18 protein-coding genes are annotated in these 20712 nt (G+C 51.4%); 6 read left to right on the plus strand and 12 right to left on the minus strand.

The features are described 5' to 3' along the window. Positions 1-34: 34 nt before the first annotated feature. Positions 35-520, minus strand: a complete 486-nt coding sequence (locus EPV75_RS10495; protein ID WP_029938855.1) for a YajQ family cyclic di-GMP-binding protein — start codon at positions 518-520, stop codon at positions 35-37. 218 nt (positions 521-738) lie between these two features. Between EPV75_RS10495 and EPV75_RS10500 the strand changes: the two genes are divergently transcribed. After that, entirely contained in the window at positions 739-1956 is a 1218-nt protein-coding gene (locus tag EPV75_RS10500; RefSeq protein ID WP_128385356.1) for an aminotransferase class I/II-fold pyridoxal phosphate-dependent enzyme, read from the plus strand. Between the two features lie 22 nt (positions 1957-1978). Here EPV75_RS10500 and EPV75_RS10505 read toward each other — a convergent pair whose 3' ends face one another. From EPV75_RS10505 to dut, 3 genes are all read right to left on the minus strand, one after another. Next, positions 1979-2797, minus strand: coding sequence for an HDOD domain-containing protein (locus EPV75_RS10505; protein WP_128385357.1), 819 nt, complete (start codon positions 2795-2797; stop codon positions 1979-1981). 106 nt (positions 2798-2903) lie between these two features. After that, complete coding sequence (locus tag EPV75_RS10510) at positions 2904-4289, minus strand: phosphomannomutase/phosphoglucomutase (RefSeq protein ID WP_128385358.1); 1386 nt, start codon at positions 4287-4289, stop codon at positions 2904-2906. An 86-nt stretch (positions 4290-4375) separates the two neighbouring features. Continuing rightward, positions 4376-4837: a dUTP diphosphatase gene (gene dut, locus EPV75_RS10515; RefSeq protein ID WP_128385359.1), complete on the minus strand. Its 462-nt coding sequence runs from the start codon at positions 4835-4837 to the stop codon at positions 4376-4378. Between the two features lie 158 nt (positions 4838-4995). On the opposite strand from dut, the gene EPV75_RS10520 reads away from it, so the two are divergent. After that, the gene (locus EPV75_RS10520) at positions 4996-5715 is read left to right on the plus strand and encodes a ZIP family metal transporter (RefSeq protein WP_128385360.1); all 720 of its coding nucleotides are present in this window, start codon (positions 4996-4998) and stop codon (positions 5713-5715) included. A 3-nt stretch (positions 5716-5718) separates the two neighbouring features. Here the strand turns inward: EPV75_RS10520 and EPV75_RS10525 are convergent, their stop codons facing one another. The 7 genes from EPV75_RS10525 to EPV75_RS10555 form a co-directional block, all read right to left on the minus strand. Next, a complete protein-coding gene (locus EPV75_RS10525) occupies positions 5719-7722 on the minus strand; it encodes a BCCT family transporter (RefSeq protein WP_128385361.1) in 2004 nt (667 codons plus the stop codon). A gap of 66 nt (positions 7723-7788) precedes the next feature. Continuing rightward, entirely contained in the window at positions 7789-8898 is a 1110-nt protein-coding gene (locus tag EPV75_RS10530) for a hypothetical protein (RefSeq protein ID WP_128385362.1), read from the minus strand. 242 nt (positions 8899-9140) lie between these two features. Continuing rightward, positions 9141-10211, minus strand: a complete 1071-nt coding sequence (locus EPV75_RS10535; protein WP_127119250.1) for an HD domain-containing phosphohydrolase — start codon at positions 10209-10211, stop codon at positions 9141-9143. Beyond that, positions 10204-13560, minus strand: a complete 3357-nt coding sequence (locus EPV75_RS10540) for a hybrid sensor histidine kinase/response regulator (RefSeq protein ID WP_128385363.1) — start codon at positions 13558-13560, stop codon at positions 10204-10206. Before EPV75_RS10540 ends, EPV75_RS10535 begins: the two co-directional genes overlap by 8 nt. 182 nt (positions 13561-13742) lie before the next feature. After that, positions 13743-14090 (minus strand): DUF4156 domain-containing protein, encoded by a 348-nt coding sequence (locus EPV75_RS10545; RefSeq protein ID WP_051673430.1) that lies wholly within the window; start codon positions 14088-14090, stop codon positions 13743-13745. A gap of 149 nt (positions 14091-14239) precedes the next feature. Beyond that, a complete protein-coding gene (gene coaBC, locus EPV75_RS10550) occupies positions 14240-15454 on the minus strand; it encodes a bifunctional phosphopantothenoylcysteine decarboxylase/phosphopantothenate--cysteine ligase CoaBC (protein WP_128385364.1) in 1215 nt (404 codons plus the stop codon). Positions 15455-15459: 5 nt separating this feature from the next. Further along, entirely contained in the window at positions 15460-15861 is a 402-nt protein-coding gene (locus EPV75_RS10555; protein ID WP_128385365.1) for an acyl-CoA thioesterase, read from the minus strand. A gap of 60 nt (positions 15862-15921) precedes the next feature. Here EPV75_RS10555 and radC point away from each other — a divergent pair, with 60 nt between their 5' ends. The 4 genes from radC (at position 15922) to rpmG (ending at position 17947) form a co-directional block, all read left to right on the plus strand. Next, positions 15922-16599: a RadC family protein gene (gene radC, locus EPV75_RS10560; RefSeq protein ID WP_127119247.1), complete on the plus strand. Its 678-nt coding sequence runs from the start codon at positions 15922-15924 to the stop codon at positions 16597-16599. 2 nt (positions 16600-16601) lie between these two features. Beyond that, entirely contained in the window at positions 16602-17348 is a 747-nt protein-coding gene (locus EPV75_RS10565) for a lipoprotein intramolecular transacylase Lit (RefSeq protein ID WP_128385366.1), read from the plus strand. Between the two features lie 198 nt (positions 17349-17546). Beyond that, positions 17547-17783: a 50S ribosomal protein L28 gene (gene rpmB, locus EPV75_RS10570; RefSeq protein ID WP_081836833.1), complete on the plus strand. Its 237-nt coding sequence runs from the start codon at positions 17547-17549 to the stop codon at positions 17781-17783. Between the two features lie 11 nt (positions 17784-17794). Then, positions 17795-17947: a 50S ribosomal protein L33 gene (rpmG, locus tag EPV75_RS10575; protein WP_029938870.1), complete on the plus strand. Its 153-nt coding sequence runs from the start codon at positions 17795-17797 to the stop codon at positions 17945-17947. A 110-nt stretch (positions 17948-18057) separates the two neighbouring features. Here rpmG and EPV75_RS10580 read toward each other — a convergent pair whose 3' ends face one another. After that, entirely contained in the window at positions 18058-20700 is a 2643-nt protein-coding gene (locus tag EPV75_RS10580; RefSeq protein ID WP_128385367.1) for a diguanylate cyclase, read from the minus strand. Positions 20701-20712: the final 12 nt, after the last annotated feature.

A 20712-nucleotide genomic window follows, 5' to 3' on the forward strand; every position in this document is an offset into this window, starting at 1 on the left:
GTCTGTATCGACCGTCGGAGGATTTTATTGAGTATCAATCGCGGAAATTATTAAACTGTAATGGCATTTCCAGGTCTTCCATGCCTTTCAACAACTGCATCACCCCTTGCAGGTCATCGCGTTTTTTACCGGTCACACGAATGCTGTCTTCCTGCTTGGCCGCTTGCACTTTCAACTTGGAATCCTTAATGGCTTTAATGATTTTTTTCGCCAAGGCCGCATCCAAACCTTCTTTCATCTCCACTACCTGTTTGGCGGATTTCAACTGAATGTCCGGATCTTTGACGTCCATGCATTTCACATCGATGCCACGGCGATTGGCTTTTTGAATCAAAATGTCCAACATCTGCTGCAACTGAAAGTCGGACTCGGTTTTCATGGTCACCATGGAATCCTTCAGCTCGAAACTGGAACCGGTTCCCTTGAAGTCATAGCGGGTGGTCACTTCTTTATTGGCTTGGTCCACGGCATTGGTCAGTTCATGTTGGTCCAATTCGGAAACGATGTCGAATGAAGGCATAAGTTCTCCTAAAAATAATCATCCCTAAAAACGGCCAGGCCTGGGCGTTTTGGTTCAAGTCACAAAGCCGGATACCCTTTTGGGAACCACTTCAAAAATCGTATTTTAGCACTTAACATCGCCAGGATGTACTTTACAACCGACTGACCATTCCGAAAGGCTACCGGAACGTGATAGGATATTCTTTTTCAGCAACCCAATATCAGAACCGCTCCGCAATGAAATCATCCTCATCAGAACCTTACCCGATTGCGGACACCGCCCGCCAGATTCAACCGTTTCACGTCATGAAAATTCTCGGCGAGGCCAAAGCCCTTGAAGCGCAAGGACGCGACATCATTCACATGGAAATCGGCGAGCCGGATTTCAGCTCTCTACCGCAGGTACATGATGCCGTACAACAGGCGATGAATGCCGAACAAACGCATTACACCCCCACACTCGGCTTACCGGAGCTGCGCACAGCCCTATCGGACTTCTACCAAAACTTCTACGGCGCCGAAGTACCGTCAGAACGCATTATGCTCACCCCGGGCTCATCCAGCGGGTTACAACTGTTGTTGACCGCCTTGCTGAACCCCAAAGACAAGGTCTTGATGCCCGACCCGGCCTATCCTTGCAACCGCGAATTCGTGCGACTGCTGCAAGGCCAGCTCATCAGCGTGCCCGTCACCGAAAGCACCCGTTACCAGCTGACGTTATCGTCACTGAAATCTCATTGGCAAGACGGCATCAAAGTGGTGATGGTCGCCAGCCCTTCCAACCCCACCGGCACGGTTATTGAAGCCGATGAGCTGGTGGCCATGGCCGAGTTCGCGGCGCAAAAAGGTGCCTATTTGTTGGTGGATGAAATCTATCAGGGCTTGGTGTATGACCGTCCCGCCGAATCCATTCTGAGCCGCTGCGCCCACTTGGAGAATGTATTGGTCATCAACTCCTTCTCGAAATTTTTCTGCATGACCGGCTGGCGCCTGGGCTGGTTAGTGGCGCCGGATTTTCTAATACCGACATTGGAACGCTTGGGTCAAAACCTCTTCCTGTCCGCACCGACCCTATCACAATACGGCGCTTTAGCGGTTCTAAAACCGGACGCACTGGCCGAGCTGGAGCGACGGCGCCAAACCTTCCAACAGCGTCGCGACGCCTTGATGGACGCCATGCAATCGGCTGGGTTCGCACCGCGACTCTGTCCGGATGGGGCCTTTTATCTGTACTGGGATATTTCCGCGTTCAGCGACGATGCCGAAGCCTTTTGCCTGGAACTGCTGCATGAAACCGGTGTCGCCCTGACCCCCGGCACCGACTTCGGCGACTATCGCGCTAAACAACATGTCCGCCTTGCCTACACCAACGATGAAGCAACCCTGTTACGTGCCGTGGACAAACTAAAAGGGGCGCTCCTCAAGCGGGCGCCCCTTTCAGATACACCGAATTGAACCGTTTGGCCGGTTCGACAAATCAAGTCGAACCAATCAATACACGTCGCAACTCATTAATGGATTCGTTCGACAACATTAACTCTTCTTGCGCTTCAGCCAAGTACTGACGGGCTTCTTCGGTCATATAGGCCCCAAACGAGACTTCATTGACGATGACATTGGCGATTTTAACCATCGCCATCATGCCACGCACTTTTTCCTGACCGATATTGGAGTGCGACATGTGGTGCAACATAATCACATTCAGCATTTCCACCGGCAACTTCCACTTCTGGCCAATCAAAATACCGATATCGGTATGCGCCGAACCGTAACGCTCGATTTCTTTTTGCACCCCACTGACCGGGTTGGTGTTAATCAACGAAAACACTTTAAGGTAATTTTCAGGATCTTTGGTCGCCAACAACAAGCAACCCCCATTATGGAACAAACCTAGCAAGTAAGCTTCGTCACGCGAGACGCCATGCACGTATTCCGACAGTTCGGCACAACAAAAAGCCGTATCTTTGGAATGCTCGATGATTTCCTGAACCTCACGGGTATTGAACAAGTTTTGAATGGCCGCGGATAACACCAGGTTTTTCAAGTTGTTATAACCCAACACATCGACCGCTTCCCGAATCGATTTGACCGGCGTTTTCAACTTCATGATCGGGGAATTAACGATACGAATGACTTCGCCGGAAAGCTTGGTGTTGCTTTCGATGATTTCGGTGATTTGCTGGTTATTGGGAAATTTGCTGGAGAGTGCGGAATCCAACTCCATGATTTCTTTCGGTAGGTCGGGAATTTTCACTCCCTGAATGGCTTTTATCGCCCCTCTGAGTCGTTGCTCCATGAACGTTCACTGTCTTATCATTATATAATCGTGAATCCTATTTTAATCAGGACGCGCACATTACACAATATAAAACAGCGCATAAAATCCGGATATTTTCATACGCTTAAAACGGTAGCCTCAACGTCGGCTCGACCGCCAACATCAGCGCTTTGAAACGCTGCTGAATCCGGGCCAGCGCTTCCGGCGTTTCCCCTTCAAACCGCAAGACGATTACCGGCGACGTATTGGAAGGCCGAATTAGCCCCCAGCCATCGTCGAAATCGACCCGTAAACCGTCCAAGTCAAACACCTTGGCATCGCTGAAATCGGCTACGGCTTTGATTTTGTCCATAAAGGCATAATGCTGCCCTTCTTCAAACGGAATATCGATTTCCGGCGTGTTATAGGCATTCGGCAGCGCCGCGAATAGCTCGGCGGCGGTTTGCGACTGAGCGGACAAGATTTCCAGCATGCGGGCGGCGGTGTAAACCCCGTCGTCAAATCCATACCAACGCTCCTTGAAAAACATATGGCCGGACACTTCACCGCCCAACGCCGCGCCGGATTCGCGCATTTTGGCCTTCATATAGGAATGCCCGGTTTTCCACATGGTGGCGCGACCGCCTGCCGCTTCAATGACCTTCGGCAACAAGGCCGTGCATTTGATATCGTAAATCACTTCCGCACCCGGCTGGCGGGTTAACACATCCTGTGCGTACAACATCATTTGCCGGTCCGGATACAAAGGTTCTCCGCGATTATCCACCACGCCACACCGATCACCATCGCCATCAAATGCCAAACCCACATCGGCCTCCAACGCAACGACTTTTTCAGCCAGGTCTTGCAAATTCTTCAATTTCGCCGGGTCGGGATGGTGATTCGGGAAGGTGCCGTCCACCTCACAAAAAATCGCCGTCACATCGCACCCCAAGGCTTCGATAATCTCCGGTGCAAAGGCGCCGGCAATGCCGTTACCGGCATCCACCACCACTTTTAAAGGGCGTTTTAACGCGATACCGGAAAGGATACGCTCACGGTAGGCCGGAAAGATGTCGTAGGTCTGATAATCGCCAGGCCTGGCGGATTCGACAAAATCGTCGTTTTGAATACGTTGCAGCAGTTTTTGGATGTGTTCGCCATAAAGCGTGACGCCATCAATGACCATTTTGATGCCATTGTAGTCCGGTGGATTATGGGAGCCGGTAATGACTACACAGGAATGCCCGCCGGGCAAGGTCTCAGCGGCGAAATACACCATCGGCGTCATGACCGCACCGAGATCAATCACCTTGACGCCGGTCGAACGCAACCCTTCCGACATCAAATGCGCAAAGCGTTCACCGGACAAACGTCCGTCGCGGCCGAGCACGATCTGCGCCTCGCCGGCGGCCAACATTTCCGAACCCAGCGCCTGCCCGACATAATAGACCGTTTCCTCGGTCATGGCTTGGTCGACAATGCCACGGATGTCGTAAGTCCGAAAGATACGCGGGTCAACGTGAGCCATGAGGTTTCCTATTTCGAATCAAAATCATCGCGCCATCATACCGCCTTAACATAACAGGGATATGACAAGCTTTTGGGGCGTTCCGTTCAGTGTGTTCCGGTATGCCCAAAACCGCCTTCACCGCGCTCGGTGGCATCACCGAATTCCTCGACTTGGGTAAACACGGGTTGCAACACCGGCACAATCACCATTTGTGCAATGCGTTCACCCACCTCAATCCTATAGGCTTGATCGCTTCGATTCCAACAGGAAACCATCAAAGGACCTTGATAATCGGAGTCGATCAGTCCCACCAAATTGCCAAGCACAATACCATGTTTATGCCCAAGCCCCGAACGCGGCAACAACATCGCGGCCAATCCGGGGTCATCCAAATGAATCGCCATCCCGGTCGGAATCAACACCGTTTGCCCCGGCTCGATGGTCATGGCCTCGTCAATACAAGCACGCAAGTCCAATCCGGCGGAACCGCGTGTGCCGTAAGTCGGCAGTTCGATTTCATTCCCCAGACGCGGGTCGAGAATTTTGTATTGCACTTGCATGGTCATCCGTCTTTCCTTCTTCCAAATTGAAAACGAATTTATTCTACACCAACCGAGTCCACCATAAGACGCAAATAGACTGAGCAACACACCCCCGAAGAAGCTTTGACTCCACCCAAGACATCCAGTAGGATTGCAAACATCATTTTTACGGAAGCCTGCCTGTGAACGAACTCACTCTGATTTTATTATTGACCTTATTCGCCGGAGCCTGTATTCCACTGGGCGGTCTTTTGGGCTATTTTGAAAGCATCCGGCCGAGATGGCTGGAAAATGAACTGCGCCACGCCATCATCGCTTTCGGTGGCGGTATTCTGGTGGCTGCCGTGGCCTTGGTACTGGTGCCCGAAGGAAAGGAATACGTTCAGCACGACTTGGGAAGCGTGTTGATCTTCTTGGCGGGCGGCGTGTTCTTTTTTATGATGGAACGTTTTTTAGGCTTGAAACGCCGCGAAAAACCGCAGTTTACCGCCATGTTACTCGACTACCTGCCGGAGTCGTTAGCCTTAGGCGGAGCTTTCGCGCTGGGTTCACCGACGGCACCGTTACTGGCACTATTCATCGGCCTGCAAAACCTGCCGGAAGGCTTCAACGCCTACCGTGAACTGGTCGCTCAACCCGGCAGCAGCAAACGCAAAATTCTCGGTTTCATGCTGCTATTGGCTCTATTAGGCCCCATCATCGGCCTGCTGGGCTACACCTATTTTGCCGAAAGTGAAGCCCTGCTCGGTGCCGTGATGCTGTTTGCCTCCGGCGGTATCCTGTATTTGATTTTTCAGGACATCGCACCTCAGTCACGAATGCAACACCATTGGGCACCGCCATTAGGCGCGGTGCTTGGTTTCTGCCTGGGACTGCTGGGGCAAAGCCTGGTTACAAGCTAAGTCTCAACGCAAGACATGCAGGAAGTGCATGTGCTTGTGGTAGTGATCAATAATGTCTTGGATGATCGCTTGTTTCGACCAACCCATGACGTCATAATCCTGACCGCCTTCCTGCAAATGAATCTCCGCCCGGTAATAATGCGCGGTTTCGTCCATTTCATCTTCCGGTAACTCCACTTGCGTGAACTCCGGTTTCAAGTGCGAACGGCTGCGAACCTCATAAACAAAATCGGTTTCGTCCCCGTGCCGGACATTCAGTTTCACCCGATCTCGCTCCGAATCCAGCTCCACCACCGCGTCGAGTCCTTGCGTCTGCAACTCCCGGGTCACTTCGTCACAGGCCTGTTTCGCCACGGTACGAATGTAACGGCTGACGACGGTTTTACTCGGATAATCGACAATATTATGCAAGCGTTGCTTCCAGTTATCGTCCAAGGCGGACGGTGCCGGCGACACATTCATTTGCAAGCTTTCGCGTTTCGCCAAATCCACCCGTAACGCCATAATCAGGCCATAGGTCGCGACCAACAGTACCAGCGAGAACGGCAAGGCACTGGCAATGGTCATGGTTTGCAGCGCTCCCAGCCCACCGGCCAACAAGAGAATCGCGGCAATCAGCCCCACACCGATGACCCAATAAAGTCGCTGCCAAAGCGGCGTGTCATCCCGCCCGTTGGAACACAGCATATTAACCACCAGCGCTCCGGAATCTGCCGAGGTGACGAAAAAGATCACCACCATCAAAATGGCGATAAAGGACAAAATATCGCCAAACGGAAAATGCCCCAGGAACGCGAACAAGGCAATGGCGACATCTTCAGACACCACTTCGCCTAAGCTCGCCATGCCCTGGTTCATAATCATGTCGATGGCCGAGTTCCCGAAAAAGGTAAACCACATCATACTGAAGCCCACCGGCACGAACAGCACGCCGGTTGCAAATTCACGAATGGTGCGCCCGCGCGACACCCGTGCAATGAACAACCCCACAAACGGTGCCCAGGCCAGCCACCAGGCCCAGTAAAGGATGGTCCAACCGCCAATCCAATCGGTTTTTTCATACGCAAACAAGAAAAATGTCTCTTTGACGATGCTGGACACATAATTCCCGGCATTTTGAATCAACGCCTGCAACAAAAACACCGTGGACCCTAAAAACAGTACCAACAACATCAAGGTGACGGCCAGCCCCATATTCAATTCCGACAGACGACGAATGCCTTTATCCAACCCGGTCGCCACCGAAATGCCGGCCAAACCGGTCACAGCGACAATCAACACCACCTGTGTCCAGACGCCGACCGGCACATCGAACAGGTAATTCAAACCACTGTTCATCTGCAGCACCCCATAGCCGAGCGACGTGGCAATCCCGAAGATGGTGCCGATCACGGCGAAGACATCCACCGCATGCCCAATCGGCCCATAAATACGCTCACCGATAATCGGGTAAAGTGCCGAACGCAGTGTCAACGGCAAACCGTGTCGGTAGCTGAAAAACGCCAATATCAACGCGACGATGGCATAAATCGCCCAGGCGTGCATCCCCCAATGGAAAAAGGTGATTTTCATCGCACTGCGCGCCGCTTCAACACTTTCCGGTTCGCCAACCGGCGGTGATAAAAAGTGCATCACCGGTTCCGCGACCCCGAAAAACATCAGGCCGATGCCCATCCCGGCGGAAAACAACATTGAAAACCAGGTCAGGTTGGAATAGTCGGGCGTGGCGTGATCCGGCCCGAGCTTGATATCGCCATAACGCGACAGCCCCAGGAACACCACCGTGATGAGCAGAATCGCTACCGTTAAAACATAAAACCAGCTGCCGTTATCGACAATCACATCTTGCAAGTGCCCGAAAAAATTGTCCGCGTGGGTCGGCAATACCACCGCATAAAGCAGCAATAAAATGACCAGGCCTGATGCGGTATAAAAAACCGGCGGATTGAGTTTGGCGGCTTCCGGCTTTGTCTCTGGCGAATTGTCTGACGATGTCGTTTGATTCATGGGAGTGTCCTTATCGGTTATCGCTTGTCGGTTTTCAGTATTGAGAGTTGGGCGTAATCGCCACGCTTAGAAGTAAAAATCGACTGTGAGGTATAAGGCGGAAAAATCCCCTTCGCCGACATTGCCATCCATGCCGATATAACCGTCTTGCGTCAGATACTCGGCATACAACCAGCCGGGGCCGTAATCGTATTTGATGCCCGGCGCATAGGCCGACACCAAGCCCGCCGGATTGCCTTTGGTTTGCGAATCCGCCCAGGAAGCATCCAGATAATAAGTCCAGTTGCCGGTCGAGCGACCAATTTCAAAGGCATAACGTGTGTTTTCAATGTCTTTTTCCAAACCTTCACTGTCTGCATAATGGTCTGGCAAGCGGCGTTGGGTTTGAATCACCTGAGCATTGACGAATGTCGCTCCGAAATGGCCTTTGTAATAGACGACACCGGCGGCATGGTTACCGCTCACAGGGTGGTTGCCGACATCATCGCCATTCTCATCGTAAATATCTTGCAATTGACCGGTCTGTAACGATACCCCGACCTGATGGTCTTCATTCACGTTGACGGCAAAATTCCCCACCCAGGTCTGGACTTTTCGATAACGGGTTTTTCCCCCGCTGTGCGAACCCCAGTGGTTATTATCGTCCATGGTGTCACTGCTGGTATCACCGAAGTCGTCCTGATGATAATAGGCGAAATCGTATAAGATTTTTTCCGTCTGACCGTGCCATTTCAAGCCCACATCCATTTGATCGCCATAGCCACCGATGAGCATGTCGCCCGGCCAGAAGTTATAGGTTTTCCAGCCGAAAGGCACTTGGCTTTTACCGATTTTGAGGGTGTTGTTTTTAATCAGGTCAAACCCTACCCAAGCCCGTTTCATCGACATTTGGTTACCGGTGGAATTATGCTCCGGATCGGTGAAACTTCCCGGTCCCATACGCCATTCCGCCGAGTAAGACCAAATACCTTTGCCCGGGTCGGCCGCGCCGTCCGCATAGATGATAAAGGCCTCATCCCCAAAGTTACCGTTATTGGGTTCGTCGGAACCGTCATCAAAGCTGTAGTTGTAATTAAACCAGACACCGCCGGCAAAATTGTATTCGGCCTGAGCCGACGTGCCCAGTAAGGCTAATAACGAGAATAAACTGAGTTGTACCTGACGGACCGATGGCATAGATCACCTTATTGTTCTGATTTTCAAACATGCACCCAAGCGAATGACGGCTTGAATGAATTGGAACACGCTCGCTGGATTGAGCATGATTTGACCGAGATCAAAGACTCGAAAAACCACTTTTTGAAAGTGAAAAGACGTCGCAATGGCGCGACAAAACTGTTTTTATTGGGGTTATTCTACTGTGTTGGCGCTGGGCCGTCAAAATAACGGCTTGCAAAACACTCCGTCAGAACCTGGTTTCAGGCATTATCGGCATCGGCATACGCCGCTTTGATTTCCAGAATCTGCGGCAATATTGCGATAAAACACTCCACCAGGTAGGGGTCGAAATGCTCTCCTTTCTCGGACTCGATAAGGTGCACCGCTTTTTCAACACTCCAGGCTTTTTTGTAAGGGCGCTCGGAGGTTAGGGCGTCAAAGACATCGGCGATGGCGACAATTCGTCCGGAGATGGGAATATCCTCCCCCAGCAATCCTTTGGGATAGCCCTTGCCATTGTATTTTTCATGATGCGTCAGCGCGATTTCATAAGCGATTCTCAACACTTCCGAATCGTGCCCTTCAAGAATTTCCGCCCCGATTTCCACATGACGCTGCATTTCAAAGTATTCGTCGTCGGACAACTTGCCCGGTTTCAACATGATTTCGTCGGAAATCCCGATCTTACCGACATCGTGCATCGGCGAGGCAATCCGAATCATATGCGCCTTGTTTTTACCCAGGCCGGCCTTCAAGGCGATTTTTTCGGAATAAAAACTGACCCGTTTAACATGGTTTCCGGTTTCGTTATCACGGTATTCGGCTGCCCGCCCAAGCCGATAAATGATTTCGTGATGCGCATCTTCCAAGGCTTTGGTTCTTTCCCAGACCTTTTTTTCCAACATTTTATTCTGTTGGCGCAACATCTTTTTCATCAACCAATTTTCCAGCTGAATTTCGATACGCTTTAACAGCTCATAACGATTGAACGGTTTCATCACATAATCGCTGGCACCGCCTCTCAACGCTTTCACACGGTTATCCTGGTCATTTTGTGCCGTCAGCATAATGACCGGCGGCACGCTGTCGACGGTGAAATGCTGTTTAATCAATGCCAAGCACGCAAATCCATCCAATATCGGCATATTGATATCCAGCAACACCAAGTCAATGTCGAGCTGATTTAACAATAGGCTCAACTGCAACGGATCCTTAGTGGTATGGACATGGCGAAACCCCTCAACATCCAACAAATCCCGCACCAAATCTAGGTTCATTTGCTGGTCGTCAATGACCAGAATATTCGTCTCGTGAATTTGATCCCTAAACATCGGCCATTCCTTTCGCTTTGGCGATGATGGCCGTCACATCCGAGTCCGATAATTCGGCGGGCAGGATACAATCGACATCGTCCAGAACAAAATCGGCCATCAGACAGTAAATCATCCTGGCGGACTCGGCCATGATGTTTTTATAAGCGTGAATCGTTTCCGTTGCCTCTTGTGGTGCCAGGCGTTTGCCCAGCAAAACCAAGTTCGGTTGATAGGACGTCAGCATATCCAACCCCAATTCAAGCGTCGGCGCAATGTTCAATTCCACACCGTTCAAATCATGACTGGCTTCCGCCATCAATCGCATATTGTTCGGGTTATCATCCACCAACAACACCTTGACCAGACAATCCGAGCATTCAAATTCGGTCAACACCTCCGAGGCCTCGTCGACGGCCGTTACGCCGGATGGAGTCAACGGAAGCGCCACCCAGAAAGATGAACCCTTGCCTTCTTCACTGCTGAATCCGATTTCACCATCCATCAACTCGACCAGCTTTTGCGTGATACTGAGCCCGATACCGGTGCCTTCGATGTCCGACGTTTCCTGCCCAAGCCGTTTATAAGCCGCAAATACCTGGGGTTGCTTTTCCAACGGAATACCATAACCCGTGTCCGTCACCGCAATACGGACATGCTTTTGTCCTCCGGGTAATGCAATGGTCTGCGCCTTGAGTTCAAGAGTGCCGTTCGGACGGTTGTATTTCACGGCATTCGACAGTAAGTTCAGTAACACTTGTTTGAATCGCAACCCATCCACATCGATTTTACGGTCGAAATCCGGCCAGGCGATTGGCAACACATCGATACGGTGCTTTTTCGCCAAAGGTTCGATGGTCGACAGGCAACTTTTCACCAGATTCTCCAAGCACGTCGGCTCGATATTGATATCGACTTCCCCTTCCTCGATTTTGGAAAGCTCCAGCAGCTGATTAATCAGTGCCAACAGATGCTCACCACTGTCGGCGATATTGTGCACCTGCCGTAACTGACGTTCCGCCAAGCCGTCATCTTTCAGCAACTCGGCAAAGCCGATAATCGCATTCAGTGGCGTCCGAAGTTCATGACTCATGCTGGATAAGAAATCGCTTTTGGCTTGGTCGGCTTTTTCCGCGCGCTTGACCGCCTCAATCAAATTTTGTTCGGCTTGTTTACGTTCTGTGACATCCTGCACGATACCGAGCATTTTGATGGCTTCACCCGTTTCGGATCGCACCACATCACCGCGTTCCTGCAACCAGCGCACCGTGCCGTCACCCCAGACCACCCGGTGTTCCACATTGTAGTCCTCGCCCTTTTCGACACAGGCGGTAATGGCATCCAACACCGTTTGTCGGTCGTCTGGATGCAAGGCGTCGACAAAATTATCAAAATTGGATTCCATTTCAACGCGTTCGCCACCAAACAAAGGCGCAATCCGGTCGGACCAATAGAGTTCGCCCGTTTGAATATTCCAATCCCAGGTACCGATATTGGCAAAACTCTGGCTGCGGCTCAAACGATCTTCACTGGTTTTCAAAGCACTTTCCGCCAGTTTGACATCGGTAACATCCTGCGCGAAACCGGAAATGAAAATCACATTGCCAGCCTCATCAAACACCGGATGGCCTTGTTGCTGGATGTAACGCAGTGTTCCATCGGCTCGAATGATGCGATGCACAAACGCATAACCTTCGGGGTCCGCCAGTTTGGCTTTGGCGGCGACCACATAATCGTAGTCGTCCGGATGGACAATCGACTCGAACCCTTCGATATCCGGCGGGAAACTCTCACGGTCGTAACCGAAAATATCATAAATGGTGTCGGACCATTCCAAAGTCTGATCATTCACATTCAATTGCCAATAACTGATTTTGGCCATGGACTGCGCGTCCAACAGACGCTGCTCGGTTCGCTTGATATGTGTGACGTCGGTTCGGATGGAAATGTATTTTTCCGGGCGGCCTTTGGTATCGAGAATCGGGATGATACTCGACTCCACCCAGTAGAGTTCGCCCGACTTGGCTCGGTTGCACACTTCACCTCGCCAAGGGCGCCCGGAAGCGATGGTACGCCACATCTCGGCAAAAAACTCTTGCGGGTGTCGTCCTGAGTTGACAATGCGGTGATCCTGCCCCAACAACTCATCCCGCGTATAGCCACTGACACGACAGAAGGTGTCGTTGACTTCGATGATGCGCCCTTTGCGATCCGCCACGGAAATAATGTTATGGAAATCCAACCCGGTTTTATAGTCGATGGCTTTTTGCAGAGCGTTATCGGCCGCCTCGGTGAAATAACGCAAATCCCGTTCATGATCCAAACGCGCCAGGATTTGCGCCCCTAAACGGTAAACCGACGTCCCTTTCGGCAACACCACATCTTCCTGATAGTGATTAAAGGCATCCAGTTTCGCTAAATGCTCCGGGACGGTCTGAAAATGAAACACCGGCACCATTTTCATATTCGGAAACTGGCGCAACGCCGTGTGCATGGAGGCCGCGTCATCCGTCGCATCCTGATTCAGCACGATGGCGTTCGGCAGGCCGTTACGAACGGCCGCCAACGCTTGCGCCGCTTCGTAGTAATGCGCCGTGTGCACCCCCAATCCACGCAAATGCGTTTCTAGGTCCCGGCATTCATCACCCTGACCGATCAAACAAACGCGATAGGGTTGATACTGTGCCGCAATATTATGATAAAGCTGATAAAAATGACGCCGGAAATAGAAACTGTCTTCCGGCCAGACAAAAAAGAATTGGAACCCGTGCCGGGATAAATCCAATCGCAAGGCCATGTCTTCGCTGGACGCCAAGTAAATGGCCTGTTCCAACGGAAAATGCTGCGCCATGACATTGGCGAGAAACGACAGATTGTGCTGTTCGTTTTCAGGCAACGAGAAGACCAGAATATCCCGTCGACGTAGTCCGGACAATTCCGTCGGAGAGTGGAAAATCACTTCCTGCAAACTCAAACCGCTGGTTCGGCGTGACAAGTCGTTGATTTGTGAATCCGGGACACCGTAAAAACACAGTCTTGGCGCGTCCTCTTCCCGCAAGGATTCCGTCTCGACACTTTCCGCCAGTCGGTTCCGGAGCGCCTTCAACTCCACCAAAAAGTCATCGAACCCTTCAAACGTCGGATGGATATCGTTCATCATCCGCCGCTTCAAACGGGCAAACCCGTCGGAAAAAGCGTTCATGCCATAAGATTTCAACGTGTAAGACAGAGAATCCAACACACAGAAAAGCGTGTCCAGTTCCATCTCGAACGACATGGAATCGAAATCTGAAAACGGTTCGATCACCTCATCCAGTCGCTGAAGAATCAACGTCCGGAATTCGGCTTGTTTCGGTTGATACGAGTGCATAGTCTGTAATCTATTTTTCAGCCGGATTGGATTGTCCTATCCATTTGCTTTTTATCAGATTATACACATACACATAATTTTAGGAAGGAAATAAAAAATTCAAATGAATGGCGAGGGTTTCCGACCATAAGGCCCGAAAACCCACCCGAAAGGGCTTAATCGTCGACGAAGTCGTCACACGATTATTTTGCGCACTTATAAATGTCGAACTTTTGCATGCCGCCAATCACGGGGGAAACCGCAACCACCGAATCACCGCCCATGGTACCGGCGTCGTTCTTAGCGATATTGATCAGTTCTTTTTGAACCTTCTCTTCCGAAAATTCAACGCCCCCCAACGAACTCTGAACCTGAGCCGTGGTGGTGCCCAGCTTTTCACAGCCGGTGACATTAAACGCTTTCACCACAGAAACGCTTTTCGATGCCTCGGTCGGTTTATTAAAAGTACAGCCACTGACCGTTAACAAGGACGCGACAACCACGCTCGCCAATGGAAGAATGAAACGTTGCTTCAACGCTGGTGCTTTCATAATGCCTCACTTAATTTAGGATTACTTTGAAACAGGGAGTTCGTATCAAATTGTACGCGAGAAACGGCGGACGTTAAATACGGCCCCTTCCTTTCTCATGTAAATGAACATTAAATACGCTAGTCTAAAAATGCCCAGGCCTGGACGTTTTAAAAGGACGTTTCCGCAATGAACGCCAACAGCTCGAATGCTTGTTGCGACTTGGACGACGGCGTCAATGCCCGTTCCTGGGCTTCGGTCATCAAGGTCAACTGGTTGTCGTCGGTTTCAAACCCCAGCCCGTCCCCGACACGGTTGGCGCAAATCATGTCCAGCCCTTTTCGGGCGCGTTTTTCTCGCGCGTGCGCCAGCACATCGTCCGTTTCGGCGGCAAATCCCACCACGAAAACATCCGGATACTGTTGCGCCACCGTGGCGACGATATCGGGGTTCTTTACCAAACGCAAGGTCATGTCATCCTGACCGGCCTGTTTTTTCAACTTACGGTCATGCGCCGTTTCCGGCCGAAAGTCGGCCACCGCCGCCGCACTGATAAAGACATCCTGCTGTTTGACCTGCTCGGTCACCGCCGCCAACATCTCCTGAGCGGACACCACATCCACCCGTCGAATCTCGGGATGGGCGGACAGCGCGACCGGCCCGGCCACCAACGTCACGACCGCGCCTAACTTCCGGGCGGTTTCGGCAATGGCAAACCCCATTTTGCCGGAACTGCGGTTCCCCAGAAAACGCACCGGATCCATCGCTTCCTGCGTCGGCCCCGCCGACACCAACAAACGTTTGCCCTGCCAATGTTTCGCCAATTCCACCCAGGCCTGGGCGTTTTTCGTGATGTCCGCGATCTGCTGCTCCACCGCCACATAAATCGCCGGGGGTTCCGGCAGGCGCCCGGCACCGGTTTCGCCGCAGGCCTGCTCGCCTTCTCCCGGCGGAATCACTTGCCAACCGCGTTGCTGCAGTACCGCCAGGTTTTCCTGAGTGGCCTCATTTTGCCACATCAAACGGTTCATGGCCGGTGCCAACATTTTCGGCTTATCCGACGCCAGGCACAGAGTCGTCAACAAATCATCGGCGCGCCCCATTCGGAACTTAGCGAGGGTTTCCGCCGAACACGGCGCCACCAAAATCACATCCGGCCAGCGTGCCAATTCAATGTGGCCCATCCCTGCTTCCTGAGTTTCATCAAACAATTGGTCGCGCACCGGATGGCCCGACAAAGCTTGAAAAGACAACGGCTGAATAAACGCCTTGGCCCCCTCGGTCATCACCACCTGCACCTCATGCCCGGCTTTGACAAACAGTCGCACCAATTCCAGTGCTTTATAGGCGGCTATGCCGCCGGTGACGCCCAATAAAACCTTCATGACCGCTACCCGGCTTCCGATGCCTGGGAGGCCAATGCCAGCAATTCCGGAGTCATTCGCACCGGCCGACCGTTTTGCACAGTGGCGCCGTAAGTTTTCGCCGCCACCACCAAGGTGCCGTCTTCTTTATAAATGTTCTGGGCGAACACCACTTTAACACGTCCCTGCAGCACCACTTCCACCGTCACATAAAAACGGTCATGCGGGCGCAATGACGCTTTATAATCCACTTCGGCACGAATCACCATCAAGTCGATCCCTTGCGCCGCTAAAGCCGCGAAATCCACTTGGTTGGCCAATAAAAATTCGTGACGCGCATGCTCCAGATAATTTTGGTAAACGGCGTTATTGACCACGCCCTGCAGATCGCACTCATAATCGCGGACGGCCATTTCAAGTTTAAACATTGCCAGTGAAAACCCTTTTCATTAAGATGGCGATTATCTTACCAAAAATTCCGTAAAAACATGGCAATTACCGATTGGCACGAAAACGACCGTCCGCGTGAAAAACTCCTCAACTTCGGCCCCGAACACCTCAGTGACGCCGAACTGCTCGCCATTTTCCTACGCGTCGGCGTGCAAGGCAAAAGCGCCGTCGAACTGGCGCAGGATTTACTGGACCACTTCGGTAGTCTGCACCAACTGCTCAATGCCGACGAAACGGAATTTTGCGAAGCCAAGGGACTCGGGCAAGCCAAATTCGTTCAACTCCAAGCGGTTTTGGAAATCTCACGGCGCCACTTTGAATCCGGGTTGACCAAAGGCGACGCCTTGACTGACCCGGAAAACGTCGCTCGGTTATTGCAACACCACATCGGCCAGCAGGCACGGGAAACCTTTGGTTTGGTCTTGCTGGACCAGCAACACCATTTTATCGCCTTTGTCCCGCTCTTTACCGGCACCCTGAATCAAGCCTCGGTACACGCCCGTGAAGTCATCCAGACCGTTCTGGACCATCAGGCAGCGGCAGTGATACTGGCGCACAATCATCCGTCCGGCGACCCAACGCCCAGCCAAGCCGACCTGGATTTGACCCAACGCTTGAAGCAGGCCTTGGACATGATTGATGTGCGTTGCTTGGATCACATTATTTTGGGCGATCATGGACGGTGGACGTCCCTTGCACAGCAAGGGCATTTGTAACCATGCACCAAGCCCGATACTGGATAACGCCCTCTTTTTGGTTAGGTGTTATTTGGGTTTGGACGGGGTTTCTGCTATCGCTTTGGATCAGCTGGCACCTGTTGGCCAAAGCGGATTTCTTCTATCCGGTTTGGTACGACCACGCCGGCATTCACGAAAACATTGAACGTTATGCCCCCGACAACCGTTACCGAGAAGGGTTTGAGAATACCTCTCGCAGCGAACGTCTGGCGCTGTTTCACGGCATTGTCGAGTCGATTCAACACCAAGGGAAAGGGTTGGACACGTTGGTTTATCGTCATGAAGGGCAAAGCATTTTACTGTTACGCCCTCCGGAAATCGGTCATTTGCAGGATGTCGCCAACCTGGTCTCTTGGTTGAACCGAGCAGGCCTGGTCGTTTTCGGCATTTGGCTTCTTGTCGGTGCATGGCAACTCAAGCGCCACCAATACACGACTTTCCGCCAGGCCTGGTGGTTTCTGGGAATCGGCCTGGGGGTCACCGCACTGCTCTTGGCTCTGCTCGGAGCGGAAAAGGTATTCTACCAACTGCATGTCTGGGTGTTTCCGCCGGAACATCCCTGGTTCTTTTTCTACGAAGACTCGTTAATGAGCACTTTGATGAAGGCGCCGGATTTATTCGCGTACATCGCCATCGCATTGGTCGTGACCGCCGGATTGATTTTTAGCTTGCTACTCTACACCGCACAACGCTTCCAAACACAGGCGGACCGCCTAAAAAGCCGTTGAATTTACAGAAAAAAGATTTTTTTAACCCCCAACACAACATTTCCATGCGAGACGCTTGCTTTTTGATTGGATTTTATGGATAATTCCGCTTCTTGTTTTTCACAGTCTTACCCAGGCTGTTTTAACATAGAAATATTCGAATATTTTTAATGTCAGGGGTAGCGAGATTCGCTAACCTTTTTTGAGAGGAATTGAGAAATGTCCAAAGTCTGCCAAGTAACAGGAAAGAAGCCTGTAGTCGGTAACAATGTTTCCCACTCTCATCGTAAAACTCGTCGTCGTTTTTTACCTAACCTACAAACTCACCGTTTTTGGGTTGAGAACGAAAGCCGTTTTGTAAAACTACGCGTTTCCACTTCTGGAATGCGTGTTATTGATAAAAACGGTATTGAGTCAGTGCTTGCAGAAATGCGTGCACGTGGTGAGAAAGTTTAAGGGAGCCCGACATGCGCGATAAAATTAAACTTCAATCGACAGAAAGCGCTTATTTTTATACAACCGATAAAAACAAGCGTAACATGGCCGGAAAATTCGAGATCAAGAAATACGATCCGATTCTGCGCAAGCATGTTCTCTTCAAAGAAGCCAAAATCAAATAAGTTCTATCCGACTTAGATGATGACCCAGCTCAAAAGGCTGGGTTTTTTTATGCCTGAAATTCAGGCTCCGACACGGTTTCCTCACCCCAATGCATGCCAATGCCTGCGTTTCAAGCGACAGCGTCCGGCTTCACCATCACCACCTGATTGCGCCCCTGCTGTTTGGCCGCATAGAGCGCTTCGTCCACCAAATGGTAAACCTGATCTGTCCCCGACAGGTCTTGCGGTTGCAGGAAGGCGGCTCCCACGGAAATCGTCAGATAACCATGCTGCGAGCTTTCATTCCGAACTTTTAGCTCTTCCACGTCTCGGCACAGGTCTTGCAAGTGCTCCTGTAAAGCGGCTTGTGACTTGAAGTTTGCCAGCACAAAAAACTCTTCCCCGCCCATTCGGAAAATCACATCGGTTTCACGGGCAAAGTGTTTTTTCAGCAAATCCGCCACTTGCTTCAACACTTCGTCCCCTTTCTGATGACCGTAATGGTCATTGATTTTTTTGAAGAAATCGATATCGAGCATCGCCACCGACAAAGGGACTGCATCCCGTTGCGATCGTTTCAACTCCCGCCCGAACACTTGATTGAAATAACGACGGTTATACAAGTCGGTCAGGTCATCGGTAATGGAAATCTGCTCGATACGCTTACGGTCGGAAATGTCCACCCGGGTCGCCCAGACCTGGTCAACCCGCCCCCAGAGGTTGCGTACCGGCGTCAAGGTCAACTCCACCCAATAAGGTTTGTCGTCGGCGGTACGCCCTTCCATTTCCCCACGCCAGGTACGTCCTGCCAATACCCAGTTCTGAATATAATCCTGTTTACTTTTCGGCAGATCGTCGAGATAAGAGCGTCCTAACAGTTCTCGCTCGTTATAGCCGGTCAAACGGCAATAGGACTCGCTCACCCAATCGAAGGTCAAGGATTCCAGATCAATCAAGGTCGCATAGGTCAACTCGTGGATTTGATTGATGTAAACCTGTTGCTTGTTTTTTTGATAACGATAAAACATCACCAAAAACAGCATGGTCAACACCACCACCAAAATCACCAAAGCGACCTCAAACAACTGGCGTTTATCCAGACGATTCACCATTTCCAACTGAATCCAGTGATTGAAAATTTCCCGGCGCTCCTCATCACTGATGGACGCCAACCCTTTCTGTAGAATACTGAACAGAGCCGGCTTGTCTTTGCGCACCCCGATGGCCAGCTCGAAACGGTGTTCGGATTGCCCGATGACATGAATACCGGTCAAACCATATTTGTTGATGGCATAGTTAATCGCCCCCAGGTTACCGGAGTACACCATGGCTCGACCGTCAATCACGGCTTCCAGGCCTTCTTTCACCGAGTTCACCGGCAACAACTTGATTTGCGGGTAGTTTTTGGCCAATGTCTCATGCGACCAATAGCCTTTCACCACCGCCACCGTGTGGCCGTTTAATTGTTCATAATCCGGAATCACCGACAGCTCTTTTTGCCCGACCAATACCATCGGGAACGACAGGTACGGCTCGGTAAACTGCATATACTCGGAACGCTCCGGGGTCGCCACGGCGCAGGAAAAGGCATCGTATTCCCCCTCCTGCGCCAACTTCAACACCTCGGCCCAAGGTCGAGTTTGGTCGACCTGAAAACGCAACCCGGTTTTTTGCGACAACAGTTGAAAATATTCGGCGGCGATGCCTCGGTAACGTCCTTTGGAATCGATGAACTCAAACGGCTCCCAATCAATGTCATTCGCCAGATAAACTACTGGGTTCTGTTCGATATACGCCAATTCTTCCGGTGTAAACACATAACTGGCCGCATTGAAAATAAAGTCCTTCATATCGAGTTGATTGAACACCGAAGCCGAAATCAGCCCGACTTCCTTGGCTTCGGCCGCCGTGGCCAACAGTTTTGCCGGTTCAATCGTCCCGATCGGCGTCAACCCGGATTTCACATAGTGCACCGTCACCTTGGCTTCGTTGAGCAAGGCTTCCCGCGATTTGACCACCGGATAATGCGCCAAAATATAATCCACCACTTCAGGCTGATGCTGCAACGCATAGCGCCAACCCCGAATGGTGGCTTCCTTGAATCGCTGCACCACTTCAGGGTGACGGTTGGCAAAACGTTCGGAGGTGATAATCAAATCGCCGTAACTTTGCACCCCGAAGGTTTTCGGGTCCACGGCATAATAAGGGATGCCCTCTTGCTGAAGACGAAAAGGCTCATTGGTCATGTAGGCGCCATACAAGTCCACCCGGTGATTGATAAAGTCGTTCAAATCACCCGAAGGAGGAATCGACTTCAACGGCTTTTGGGTCACGGTATTGGCTTTGTTGATCAGGCTTTGAATCTGGAGGTTGCTGAAGTGCATGACATCCATGCCGCTCATGTCTTTGAGGTCTTCAACCGGCTTGTGGGCCAGCAACACCATCGGCGAAAACTGGAAAGAACTCATCACCAGCTTAATCGGCGCGCCTTTGGCGTAATCGACGATTACCGAACTGTAAGCCGTGGCAAAGTCAGCCCGACCGTTAACCACTTCATTGACCATATTGGTGCCGGGCTTCCAGCTTTTGACGGTCACATCCAACCCGGCATTTTGATAATAGCCTTGCTTGATGGCGGCGTAAAAACCGGCGAATTGAAATTGATGATTCCAGTTAACCTGAACGGTGATAGGCGTCAGTGTCTGAGAGAAAGCCTTGGCGGAAAACACCAAGCCGACCAGCAGTGCGGAAATCCATAAAGGGCGAAAGGGCATAGCGAGTGCAAA

This window comes from Hydrogenovibrio thermophilus (assembly GCF_004028275.1).
Classification (GTDB): domain Bacteria; phylum Pseudomonadota; class Gammaproteobacteria; order Thiomicrospirales; family Thiomicrospiraceae; genus Hydrogenovibrio; species Hydrogenovibrio thermophilus.

Excerpts from the sequence above, each read along its gene's own strand:
- EPV75_RS10565 (WP_128385366.1), top strand. The coding sequence starts at position 16,602 with ATGCACCAAGCCCGATACTGGATAACGCCCTCTTTTTGGTTAGGTGTT.
- EPV75_RS10505 (WP_128385357.1), bottom strand. The coding sequence starts at position 2,797 with ATGGAGCAACGACTCAGAGGGGCGATAAAAGCCATTCAGGGAGTGAAA.
- coaBC (WP_128385364.1), bottom strand. The coding sequence starts at position 15,454 with ATGAAGGTTTTATTGGGCGTCACCGGCGGCATAGCCGCCTATAAAGCA.
- rpmB (WP_081836833.1), top strand. The coding sequence starts at position 17,547 with ATGTCCAAAGTCTGCCAAGTAACAGGAAAGAAGCCTGTAGTCGGTAAC.
- EPV75_RS10535 (WP_127119250.1), bottom strand. The coding sequence starts at position 10,211 with ATGTTTAGGGATCAAATTCACGAGACGAATATTCTGGTCATTGACGAC.
- EPV75_RS10580 (WP_128385367.1), bottom strand. The coding sequence starts at position 20,700 with ATGCCCTTTCGCCCTTTATGGATTTCCGCACTGCTGGTCGGCTTGGTG.
- dut (WP_128385359.1), bottom strand. The coding sequence starts at position 4,837 with ATGACCATGCAAGTGCAATACAAAATTCTCGACCCGCGTCTGGGGAAT.
- EPV75_RS10500 (WP_128385356.1), top strand. The coding sequence starts at position 739 with ATGAAATCATCCTCATCAGAACCTTACCCGATTGCGGACACCGCCCGC.
- EPV75_RS10510 (WP_128385358.1), bottom strand. The coding sequence starts at position 4,289 with ATGGCTCACGTTGACCCGCGTATCTTTCGGACTTACGACATCCGTGGC.
- EPV75_RS10545 (WP_051673430.1), bottom strand. The coding sequence starts at position 14,090 with ATGAAAGCACCAGCGTTGAAGCAACGTTTCATTCTTCCATTGGCGAGC.
- EPV75_RS10555 (WP_128385365.1), bottom strand. The coding sequence starts at position 15,861 with ATGTTTAAACTTGAAATGGCCGTCCGCGATTATGAGTGCGATCTGCAG.
- EPV75_RS10540 (WP_128385363.1), bottom strand. The coding sequence starts at position 13,560 with ATGCACTCGTATCAACCGAAACAAGCCGAATTCCGGACGTTGATTCTT.
- EPV75_RS10530 (WP_128385362.1), bottom strand. The coding sequence starts at position 8,898 with ATGCCATCGGTCCGTCAGGTACAACTCAGTTTATTCTCGTTATTAGCC.
- EPV75_RS10495 (WP_029938855.1), bottom strand. The coding sequence starts at position 520 with ATGCCTTCATTCGACATCGTTTCCGAATTGGACCAACATGAACTGACC.
- rpmG (WP_029938870.1), top strand. The coding sequence starts at position 17,795 with ATGCGCGATAAAATTAAACTTCAATCGACAGAAAGCGCTTATTTTTAT.
- EPV75_RS10525 (WP_128385361.1), bottom strand. The coding sequence starts at position 7,722 with ATGAATCAAACGACATCGTCAGACAATTCGCCAGAGACAAAGCCGGAA.
- radC (WP_127119247.1), top strand. The coding sequence starts at position 15,922 with ATGGCAATTACCGATTGGCACGAAAACGACCGTCCGCGTGAAAAACTC.